The sequence below is a fragment of the Saccharopolyspora sp. NPDC000995 genome, assembly GCF_053599315.1.
The window spans coordinates 24231-33936 of sequence record NZ_JBSFLZ010000081.1; the positions used below are offsets into that span (position 1 = coordinate 24231).

8 protein-coding genes and 1 pseudogene are annotated in these 9706 nt (G+C 67.5%); 3 read left to right on the forward strand and 6 right to left on the reverse strand.

Annotation, left to right across the window (positions count from 1 at the left end; translation table 11 throughout):
* Positions 1-26: 26 nt before the first annotated feature.
* The gene (locus tag ACWDKQ_RS23755; RefSeq protein ID WP_450140951.1) at positions 27-710 is read right to left on the reverse strand and encodes an SDR family oxidoreductase; all 684 of its coding nucleotides are present in this window, start codon (positions 708-710) and stop codon (positions 27-29) included.
* Between the two features lie 170 nt (positions 711-880).
* Here ACWDKQ_RS23755 and ACWDKQ_RS23760 point away from each other — a divergent pair, with 170 nt between their 5' ends.
* Both ACWDKQ_RS23760 and ACWDKQ_RS23765 read left to right on the forward strand, forming a co-directional pair.
* Positions 881-2158: an MFS transporter gene (locus tag ACWDKQ_RS23760; protein WP_450140959.1), complete on the forward strand. Its 1278-nt coding sequence runs from the start codon at positions 881-883 to the stop codon at positions 2156-2158.
* 162 nt (positions 2159-2320) lie between these two features.
* Positions 2321-2482 carry a DUF2268 domain-containing putative Zn-dependent protease gene (locus ACWDKQ_RS23765; RefSeq protein WP_450140952.1) on the forward strand — a complete coding sequence of 54 codons (162 nt, stop codon included), beginning with the start codon at positions 2321-2323 and terminating at the stop codon, positions 2480-2482.
* A gap of 332 nt (positions 2483-2814) precedes the next feature.
* Here the strand turns inward: ACWDKQ_RS23765 and ACWDKQ_RS23770 are convergent, their stop codons facing one another.
* Positions 2815-2988: a hypothetical protein gene (locus ACWDKQ_RS23770; protein ID WP_450140953.1), complete on the reverse strand. Its 174-nt coding sequence runs from the start codon at positions 2986-2988 to the stop codon at positions 2815-2817.
* A gap of 215 nt (positions 2989-3203) precedes the next feature.
* The gene (locus ACWDKQ_RS23775; protein ID WP_450140954.1) at positions 3204-5273 is read right to left on the reverse strand and encodes a PhoX family protein; all 2070 of its coding nucleotides are present in this window, start codon (positions 5271-5273) and stop codon (positions 3204-3206) included.
* A 943-nt stretch (positions 5274-6216) separates the two neighbouring features.
* On the opposite strand from ACWDKQ_RS23775, the gene erm reads away from it, so the two are divergent.
* On the forward strand, positions 6217-6954 hold the full coding sequence (gene erm, locus ACWDKQ_RS23780; RefSeq protein WP_450140955.1) for a 23S ribosomal RNA methyltransferase Erm: 738 nt from the start codon (positions 6217-6219) through the stop codon (positions 6952-6954).
* Between the two features lie 207 nt (positions 6955-7161).
* Here erm and ACWDKQ_RS23785 read toward each other — a convergent pair whose 3' ends face one another.
* The 3 genes and pseudogenes from ACWDKQ_RS23785 to ACWDKQ_RS23795 all read right to left on the reverse strand — a co-directional run.
* Entirely contained in the window at positions 7162-7845 is a 684-nt protein-coding gene (locus ACWDKQ_RS23785) for a class I SAM-dependent methyltransferase (protein WP_450140956.1), read from the reverse strand.
* 740 nt (positions 7846-8585) lie between these two features.
* On the reverse strand, positions 8586-8741 hold the full coding sequence (locus ACWDKQ_RS23790) for a CGNR zinc finger domain-containing protein (protein ID WP_450140957.1): 156 nt from the start codon (positions 8739-8741) through the stop codon (positions 8586-8588).
* Positions 8742-9077: 336 nt separating this feature from the next.
* Positions 9078-9584 (reverse strand): annotated as a pseudogene (locus ACWDKQ_RS23795) (GrpB family protein); the annotation flags it as partial.
* Positions 9585-9706 lie beyond the last annotated feature (122 nt).

Here is a 9706-nt window from a genome sequence, read left to right on the forward strand (position 1 = left end):
ATCGGGATGCCCGGACAGACCCCAGGTCAGGACGGCCGGATGACGATCTCGGTGAGGTGTGCGTCGGCGCTGGCGCACACCGCGGACACGATTGGCGCCGCCACCGATTCGGGGCTCAGGTAGTGGTCCGGGTCGAACGCCTGGCCTTCTTGCTCGCGGACGCTGCGCTGCATGTCGGTGGCGGTGCGACCCGGGAACACCGAGGTGACCCGAACGCCGTTGGTCGCTTCTTCGGCGCGGAGCACGTCGGCGAATGCGCGCAGCGCGAACTTGCTCGCGGCGTAGGAACCCCAGTTCGGCTTCGCGGACAGGCCGGCGCCGGAGTTGACGAGCACGACGTGGCCCTTCGCGGCGCGCAGCGCGGGCAGCAGCAGCCGGGTCAGCTCGGTGACGGCGAAGAGGTTCAGCTCGAAGGTGCGCCGCCAGGAGTCGCTGGCGGCCTCGGCGACGGGGGCCAGCTCAACAAGACCGGCGCTGTGCACCACAACGTCGAGCCGATCGATGTCGGCGACCGCGGCGGCGACGGCATTGTGGTCGGTGAGTTCCACGGGCCACGGTTTGGCACCGGGGAGTTCGTCGACGAGGGTTTGCAGCGCGTTGGCGTCGCGCCCGCCCAACAGCAGGTCGTGCGTAGCGGAGAGCGAGCGGGCGACGGCGGCCCCGATGCCTCTTGAGGCGCCGGTGACCAGGGCAATTGGGCGTTCGAGCATGCCACAACGGTATCGTCGCAACGTTCTGGGGCGGTGACCGGCCATCCCAACAAGCGGGCTACCTCTTGACCCATGGGGGTGGTGGGGCTTAGGTGACTCCAGTGAGCAGCACCGACGCAGCCCCTGCAGAAGCCCAGAACCGGATTCTGCGCAAGGTCGCGGTGCGGCTGATGCCCTTCCTGATCTTGCTCTACTTCGTGAACTACCTGGATAGGGTCAACATCGGTTTCGCCGGCCCGAACGGGATGAACGACGAGCTGGGGCTGACCGCGACGGCCTTCGGCTTCGCGTCGGGCATCTTCTTCATCGGCTACCTGGTGCTGGAGGTGCCGAGCAACCTCGCCCTGCACCGCTTCGGGGCGCGGAAGTGGCTCGCCCGAATCATGATCAGCTGGGGCGCGGTGGCCACGGTGATGGCGTTCGTGCCGAGCCCGACCGCCCTGGTCGTGCTGCGGTTCCTGCTCGGCGTGGCCGAGGCCGGGTTCTTCCCGGGCATCATCCTGTACCTGACCTACTGGTTCCCGGCGGCGCAGCGGGCGAAGGCGGTCGCGCTGTTCATGACCGCGATCCCGGTGTCCAGCGCCATCGGAGCCACGGTTTCGAGCGCGCTGATCAGCGCCGGGCACGGGATCTTCGGGCTGTCCGGGTGGCGGTTCATGTTCCTCGTCGAGGGCATCCCGGCAATGCTGCTCGCGGTGGTGACCTGGTTCTACCTGACCGACCGGCCGTCGGAGGCGAAGTGGCTGTCGGCGGAAGAACGGGCCTGGCTGAGCGACCAGCTGGAGGCCGAGCGCGCGCAGACCGAGACGGCGCACGACTGGCCGCTGCGGAAGGCGCTGACCCACCCGCGGATCCTGGCGCTGGCGTTCGTGTACTTCGGTATCGCGTACGGCCTGTACGCGCTGGGCTTCTTCCTGCCCACCATCATCAAGGGCTTCGAGCAGCAGTACGGCACGGATCTGTCCACTATGGAAACCGGGCTGGTCACCGCGGTGCCGTACGTGGTCGGCGCGGTGGCCATGGTGTTCTGGGCCGCGCACGGCGACCGGACGCGGGAGAGGGTGTGGCACGTAGCGCTGCCGATGCTGCTCGGCGGCGTGTGCATTCCGATTGCGCTTTACCTGGGCAATCCGCTCAGCGCGATGGCCGCCGTGACGGTCTGCGCGGTCGGCGTCTGCGCCGCGCTGCCGACCTTCTGGGCGCTGCCGAGCAACTTCCTGTCCGGTGCCGCGGCGGCGGGCGGCATCGCGCTGATCAATTCGCTGGGCAATATCAGCGGTTTCGCAGCGCCGTACGTCACTGGTGCGCTCAAGGACGCGACCGGTTCCCAGAAGACCGGCCTGTGGGTGGTCGGCTTCGTGATGGTCGCGGCGGCGATCACGGTGATCGCCCTCCGTGCGGCACCGGGGGCGGAGAAGCAAAAAATTAGCACGGAGCAAGCAAGCTGATGCGCCTCGCGGTCCGCGGCGGCTGCGGGGTATAGCCGGGTGCGGGCAGGCGTGCAGCGGTTACCTCGTCGAGTACGACGGGTTCCGCCTGCTCCTGGATCCCGGCTACGTCACGTTGCCGCGCCGGCTCGCGTGGCTAGGCGATGCCACCGCGCGCAGCCCATGGGGCAGCAACCCGTGGGGCTGCCGGACTTCGCCGGCTACGGGGTTGGTCTGCGGATCGTGGACGCACATCTGGCGGCCTCCGGCCTGACCGCCGCGCAGAGCACTGCCCTGTCGGCGCGCGAGATCCTCGTCTACGCGGGCGTGCCGACCAACGCGTGACCCGGTGCTCACAACGGCACCGTTAGGACAGGTCCTAAAACCACCGCCCGGATGCATGCAGCGAGCTCGCGCAGCTGCGGGTCCCGAGAGGCGGCGGCGTCGGCGAGGGCGGCAAGCCGCCGGGACCGGTCGCCGCTGCGATCGGGTTCGTCGATGCGCCCAAAACCAAGCGGCAGCAAGGGCTCTGCAGTGTCGCCGAAGGCCGCGCAGCACCGCCTTGCACGCGGCGAGGGCGTTCATCGCCGCACTCTCCGGCAACGACCAGTCGTCTCCTCTCGCCTCGGGATTCTCCGCGTCAACGGTGTCGTCGAAGGCATGTGAGGCCGCCAGAGCTACAGGTCGAGCCGCCAGAACAGCGGCAACCCGCGGAACCGCACGAAGATCAGCCGACACAGCGCGGACCGTTGGAAATCCGGCACCGACCGCACGGACGCGACTTCGGCAACCGCGCCGAGCACCTCCCCCAGGCGCTCGGCGGACGGCGGCACCGCGCCGTCCGGCACCACCCAGGCCAGGTCGATGCCGCTGTACTCGTCAGCGGTTTGCGGCTCCCAACGAACCGATCAACGACACCCGCGATCCCGGGGCAGCGCCGCGCAACGCGCTCGCCAAGGCCTGCGCGAACGATGCCTGATCCGCAAACCCCACCAGCCGAAACTACCCGGTAAACGCAACGAGGGCCTCCGGAACAAGCCGAAGACCCCCGCGCTCGCATGGTGGATCAGCGTTGGCCGATCTCACCGCCGTCCTTGCGCCAGACCGCCACGACCGCCGGGCGCGGCTGCGAGTTGCCGCCGTCCGGCCAGTGCGAGGCCGGCTTGTCCGCGCTCGCCCCATCGAGCTCGCCCGGGTGCTGCACGCACACGGTCACGAACTTGTCCCGGACTACCGGCCCGCAGGTCTCCGCGCCGTGCGGCACCGTCAGGAACTGCTTGACGCGACCGCGCTCCGGGCCGTCCACCGGCACCGAGAACAGGCCGTCGTTGCTCTTCAGCGCGTTGCCGTCGGTGGAGATCCACAGGTTGCCGTGCCGGTCGAAGGCCACGTTGTCCGGACACGAGATCGGGCTGACCTGCGACTTGTCGAATCCGCCGAAGTAGGTTCCCGCGTCGTTCGGGTCGCCGCACACCAGAAGCAGGTTCCAGCGGAACTTGGTGCCGACGGTGTCGTCGTCCATTTCCAGGACGTGGCCGTGTTTGTTGCCGACCCGCGGGTTGACCTCGTCCGGCGCGGCGTTGCCGGTCGAGCCGCGGTTGGTGTTGTTGGTCAGCGCGCAGTAGATGCGGCCGTTGACCGGGTTCGGCTCGATGTCCTCCGGACGGTCCATCTTGGTCGCCCCGACCTCGTCGGCGGCGAGGCGGGTGAAGATGTAGACCTCTTCGGCGGTGAACCCGGGCACGAACGACTTCTTGCCGCTGGCCAGCGGAATCCACTCGCCGGTGCCGTCGAAGTGGCCGTCCGACGGCAGCTTGCCGGTGCCGTCGATCTCGCTGGCCGGGCTGTTGCCGCTGAATCTTGCGACGTACAGGGTGCCGTCGTCGAGTAGCGACATGTTGTGCCGGCGGGCGTGGGCGCTGTTGCCCTGCTTCACCTTGCCGTTGGAAACGAACTTGTAGATGTAGTCGAAGCGCTCGTCGTCACCGGAGTAGGCCACGACCCGGCCGTCCTCGGCGATCTTGATGGTCGCGGTCTCGTGCTTGAAGCGGCCGAGCGCGGTGTGCTTGACCGGCGTCGAGTTCGGGTCGTGCGGGTCGATCTCGACGATCCAGCCGAAGCGGTTCGCCTCGTTGGGCTCCTTAGCGAGGTCCCAGCGCTTGTCGAACCTCTCCCACTTGCGGGTGCTCGCGGTGCCCTTGAGGCCGTAGCGGGCGAGGCGCTTCTTGGCCGTCGGCTCGGTGACCGAGTCGGCGTTGGCGAAGTACTGGTTGAAGTTCTCCTCGCCGGAGAGGACCGTGCCCCACGGCGTCATGCTGCCCGCGCAATTGTTCTGCGTGCCAAGGACCTTCGTGCCGGTCGGGTCGGCGGAGGTCTTGAGGTAGTCGCTACCTGCGGCCGGCCCGCGCACCTCGAACGGCGTGCTCAGGGTGATGCGCCGGTTGTACTTGCTCGGCAGCGGCTTGAGCCCGCCGCCCTGCTGCTCGACGTACACCACCGAGAGGCCGTGCGCGGCCCAGGCGATGCGGACCTGCTCTTCGGTCGGGTTGTTCTCGTCGTAGCCGACGAACATGTGCGTCTCGGTGGTGTACTCGTGGTTCACCACCAGCAGGCTGCGCTTGCCGCTGCCGTCCAGCGGGACCAGTTCGGCGAAGTCGTTGTTGTAGCCGAACTGCTTCTCCTGCGCGGCCGCGGTCTGGTTGTTGAAGTCGAACTCGGGCGCGCCGGGCAGCACCGGGTCGCCCCAGCGGATCACGATGCCCTGCTCGTAGCCTTCCGGGATGACGACCCGGTCCTCGGTGTTCGGGGCGACCGGCGTGTAGTCGGTGCCCGGCACGTTGCCCTGGCCCGGACGGACGAGCGGGGCGGGTTCGGGGGTCGCAGCCGTCGCGGTGCCCGCGAGGGCCGTCGCGCCGCCGACGGTCAGCGCGAGCACGCCGCTGGCCTTGAGCGCGCCCCGTCGGCTGAGCACGCTCTCGACGATGTCGCCGAAGTAGGCGTTGTCCGAGGTGTTGGGTGCTTCGTGTGAGCAGGCGTTGCCGCAGCGGTACTTGCAGGTCACCGAGGAGCGGTTGGCCGAGCGGTGGGGAAGCAGGGGGAGCGGGATGACCCGCCCGCTGTCCGGTCGGGAAGACAAGCGGACCTCCAGATGCTCTTCAGGGAACAACTGGAAGTTAGTTCGATCAGGCGATGGTTGCTGTACGTGAAAGTGAACGGGGGCTAAACATGCAACGCAGAATTATCGAAACCGCAGGCCAGAGAGTTGAATTGACCAACGCTGGGTGCCCGACCGAATACCGGATCAGCAGTAGGGCGGCTGGTTTGCGAACGCGGCGGCCACGGTCAGCCAGACGCGGAAATTGCCAGTAGACGTCGGGCATGCGGCCGCTGATCGCGACGGCGCGGTCGTCGCGCGAGGTGGCGTCGGGCAGGTTCCGAAGGGTGTCGGTCACCGAAGCCAACTGCCAGTGCACGGTGAGCGTGGTGGTGTCCGGCGTTCGAGAGTTCCCCGATCAGGCTTGCTGTAGTTGAGGTTTCGATGGCTTCGCGCGCCTCGGCGACCGGCCGCAGTTCGGCGGCGAAGCGCCCGCATGCGTACTGGGTGCGCTCGACGGGGATTCCCGTTGCTGAGCGTCCTGATCTCCCGCACGAGCCGCAGGCTGTCCCCGTCGTAGTCCCGGTAGCCGTTGGGCAGCCGCCCGGGCGTGATCAAACCCAGCGATCTCGTAGTAGCGCACCGCCTTGTTCGTCGTTCCAGCCCGCCAGGCCAGTTCGCCGATCCGCATTCCCGTCACCTCGACGAACGCTAAACCCTGCCCCCGGAGAGGGGGCAACCCGAGTGGAAAAATCGGTATCGTCGGCGTGGCCCGCGATGTTATCTTCCCCCGCATGTCGTGTTTTGCTGTTGCCGTTTTCATGCGGCTGCGTTCCGCCTAGGCGGCGCAGGATCCTAATTCGCGCCGCCGTACGCGTCCGGGCTCCGTTTCCTGACGCGCGGTTCGTCGTGCCTGAAACACCACGCTGACCTGCGCTCGCGAGAGCCCGGTTCCGACCGGTCCGCGAACACAGGAGCAGCCGACATGCCTACCCGCCGGAATTCGGCGCGCGATCGTGCGCGCCGCGAACTCGGCCAGAACTTCTTGATCGACCGGAGCGTCGCCCGGCGCCTAGTCGATCTCCTCGAACCATCACCGGTTCCGGTGGTCGAACTTGGGGCAGGGCGCGGGGCCCTCACCCGCGAACTCGTCCATGCTGGACGAGCGATCACCGCCGTGGAACTCGACCGCCACTGGGCGGACGAGCTCCGCGAAAGCTGTCCACGAGCGAGCGTGATCAGGTGCGACATGCTCGATTTCCGCTTCCCCGCCGCGCCGCATGTGGTGGTCGGCAACCTCCCGTTCGGCATCACGACGGCGATGACGCGCCGACTGCTGGGCGAGCGGAGCTGGTGGGAGGCGGTGCTGCTGGTGCAGTGGGACGTGGCCCGGAAACGCGCTTCGGGCGGTAGCCTGTTGAACGCCCTGTGGGCGCCGTGGTACGAATTCCGGCTCTGCGGGAAGGTTTCCGCGCGATCGTTCCGCCCGGTTCCCACGGTCGACGGCGGCATCCTGAAAGTGCAGCGCAGACCGCACCCGCTGGTGCCGGTCGGCGACCTGCGGCGTTATCAGCGGTTCGTCGAGGCGGTGTTCACGGGGCGCGGCCGAGGCCTGGCCGAGATCGTTCGCAACGCGACGGGCTGTCGGGTCCGAAACCTGCCTGCAATGCCCCGGGATCTCACCGCGGATGCTTGGGCCCGCCTCTACGCCGAAACCACCTGACCCAAGACTCGTGAGCACTTTGGCCTTTGGTTGATCATTGCTCTTGCGACAGACGGAAGATCACAACCAAGAACTTCGATGATGAATGTGCACGACACCGGCCAAGCCGATGCGCTCGGGGAGCTGTCCGGGTTTCGCCAGCGGTTCTCGCCCTTGCTGCCGCCGCTGGCGGTTGGCCTGCCCGAAGCCACGGTCCACACCGGACTGTTATCGCAGCCGCTTCGCCCGGAGGACGGTGTCGTGGGCGTGGTGGGTGCCGGGCGGCGGCGGCGCGGTTCGCGGGCGGGTTTCGTCGACCAGGACGGCCCAGTCGTCGTCGAGGAGACCGGCGATCTCGTACGGGTGGTAGTAGTCGCTCGGGTCGAAACCGTGGTCGGTGCGCAGGTCGCCGGGATCGTGACTGACGAACAGGAACGTGCCGCCCGGGGCGACGGCGGCCAGCAACCCGCGCAGAGCGGTGTGGTCGGGCTCGTGCAGGAGGGGGAAGTACTGGGCCGACACCAGGTCGAACGCGGCGGCGGGCGGCGCAGTAGTGCTCAGATCCGCGCGGGTCCAGGCCACCCCGTTGCCGCCTGCCTCCCGGGCGGCGCGCTCCAGTGCGACCTGCGAGACGTCGACGGCGGTGACCTGCCAACCCCGCTCGGCCAGCCAGCGGGCGTCGGCACCTTCGCCGCAGCCCACGTCGAGCGCCTGCCCCGGCGGCAAGTCCACCACCTCGCCGATGAGCACCCCGTTCGGCTCGCCGCTGAAGAGCTGCTTGCGGCTCAGGTACCGCTGGTCCCAGACCTGCTGATTCGTCTCAGGCAGCAGGCCGTGCCGGCTATCGCCCATGACGCGTTCGCAGTTGCGAGCTTCCGTTTCGTTCGTGAATGGTGCTTCCCGTTGGGTCATCGCGACCACCTCCTGCGACCAACGTGCACCCGCCGCAGCCGACTTGGCAAAATCATTTGCGGAAATAGCAACTACGGCTGGTATCGCAAAGCTTTCTTGTAGTTACCCGGAAACCATAGGAGAGTGGCTTTTGCAGAAGGCACTTCTCGATGACTGGGCCCCATGGTGACCAAGCAGTTCAAGGGCTCGGGCTCGACCTGCGCAGCGAGGTCACCGTCGACCGGTGACCCCATCGGTATTCCGGGCGACCTGTCCGGCGATGTGGACCAGCTTCGACCCGATCGCGGTCGACATCTACCGGTACGCCTCGCCTTCCGGCAATCCGCTTGGGTTCAATAGGGCGACGGCCATGTTGCCTCCCTATGGCCGCAATCATGCTCTCCAGTAGTTACTCAGAAACCATAGGAGAGTGACCGACGACGTGGAAGAACGCACTTTCCGGTGACTGGGGAACCTCTCGGTGACCGCACAGTTCAAGGCGATGCCCACCTGTTGGATGTGGACTGGCGGTCGGGCACCGCTTCGGGCAGCCCGGCGGTCGTCGACGCGTTGAAGCCGATGAGGAGTCTGCCCTCGCCACCGGCTTGCCGCCCCGCAGGCCGTGGGTGAGGGCGTGGGCTGCCGGACCGGTAATCGGCCGCGAGCTTGGCATAAACCGCCGCGATATTAAGGAAAAAGCATGACAGTCCCGGAAAACCTTTGCGTCGCGATAGTTTCCCGACCGCACGGCGGGCGGAAGGTCAATCGGAGTTGGTGCGCCGGTCGCGAATTGTGGCTCGGCAAGCACGGTGGTTGGCGAAGTTGATGCGGTTGCCGCACAAGCCGGGCATGCAGTAGCGGCGGCGACCGGGCCGGGTGGTGTCGATGAACGTCCCCCGCAGGTGGGTGCGCCGCATGGGCGTAATCACTGCTCGCCGAGGATGTGCACCCCCCGAGAATGCCGATGCCGCAGATCAACGAAATGGCGTCGGCGACGGTTGCCCCGTCGCGGAGCGGCGCGGCCCAGCGCGCGCGGTTCGGGTGTGCGGGATCCGGAAACAGGATGGCGCCCCGGGCGTGCGAGGTGAGCGTGGTGGCACCGGCGATGAGGTAGTCGCGGTCGGGGTGATCGATCAGGTCGCGCACGGTCACCCGAAGCGCGTGGACCGCACCGGTTGACAGGTCAAGGTCAGTCTCAGTTTCGTGGCATTTCTTCGGAAGCGGGCCAAGCGGTGTCGACCGCTGCGTCGGGCTCACTCCTCCCAAACCGGCACGAGGGGCAGGCCGCGGGCGGCACGCTCGTGGTCGACTGCGCGTTGGATCAGCTCCGTCTTGCGCTTGGTGTAGGCGAGTCCGTTTTCTTCCTCGGCAGCGACGCGCCGCTTCAGCTCTCCGTACTCGGCCGCCACCTCCGGATGCATCCGCAGGTGGTCGCGGAACAGCCGCTCGTTACGAGTGCCCCAGGTGTCGGCGGTAACGATATGCAGGTGGTGGCTGCGCCGCCCGAGGTCAGTGTTCCGGTAGTAGAAAAGCCGCTCGGGCATCGCGGTCTCCTGTGGCCGGTAGCCCAGCCGCTCCAATACGGCTTCCCGGTCGGCAGTAACGTCGGCCAGCCGCGTAACCGACGCCATCAAATCGATCATCGGCTTGGCTGTCAGCCCCGGTACGGAGGTGCTGCCCACGTGCTCGACGTTCAGGAACAGCCCGGGCAGTGCGGCGATCAGCTCCGCACTAGCCCGGGCTCCCTGTTCGGGCCAGGAAGCGTCGTACTCCGCTCTATATCAATGGGGTGTGGCTCTTTTGGAGTGAGCTGGTGGACGTGTGTGATCAGCGATTTCGCTGGGTGGTGATCCTGGAAGGGCTCCTTCTCGTTACGTTCGTG

What these genes read in the sequence shown, in the direction of transcription:
- ACWDKQ_RS23755 (WP_450140951.1), bottom strand. Translation starts at nt 710, where the DNA reads ATGCTCGAACGCCCAATTGCCCTGGTCACCGGCGCCTCAAGAGGCATC.
- erm (WP_450140955.1), top strand. Translation starts at nt 6,217, where the DNA reads ATGCCTACCCGCCGGAATTCGGCGCGCGATCGTGCGCGCCGCGAACTC.
- ACWDKQ_RS23785 (WP_450140956.1), bottom strand. Translation starts at nt 7,845, where the DNA reads ATGACCCAACGGGAAGCACCATTCACGAACGAAACGGAAGCTCGCAAC.
- ACWDKQ_RS23790 (WP_450140957.1), bottom strand. Translation starts at nt 8,741, where the DNA reads ATGCGGCGCACCCACCTGCGGGGGACGTTCATCGACACCACCCGGCCC.
- ACWDKQ_RS23765 (WP_450140952.1), top strand. Translation starts at nt 2,321, where the DNA reads ATGGGGCAGCAACCCGTGGGGCTGCCGGACTTCGCCGGCTACGGGGTT.
- ACWDKQ_RS23760 (WP_450140959.1), top strand. Translation starts at nt 881, where the DNA reads ATGCCCTTCCTGATCTTGCTCTACTTCGTGAACTACCTGGATAGGGTC.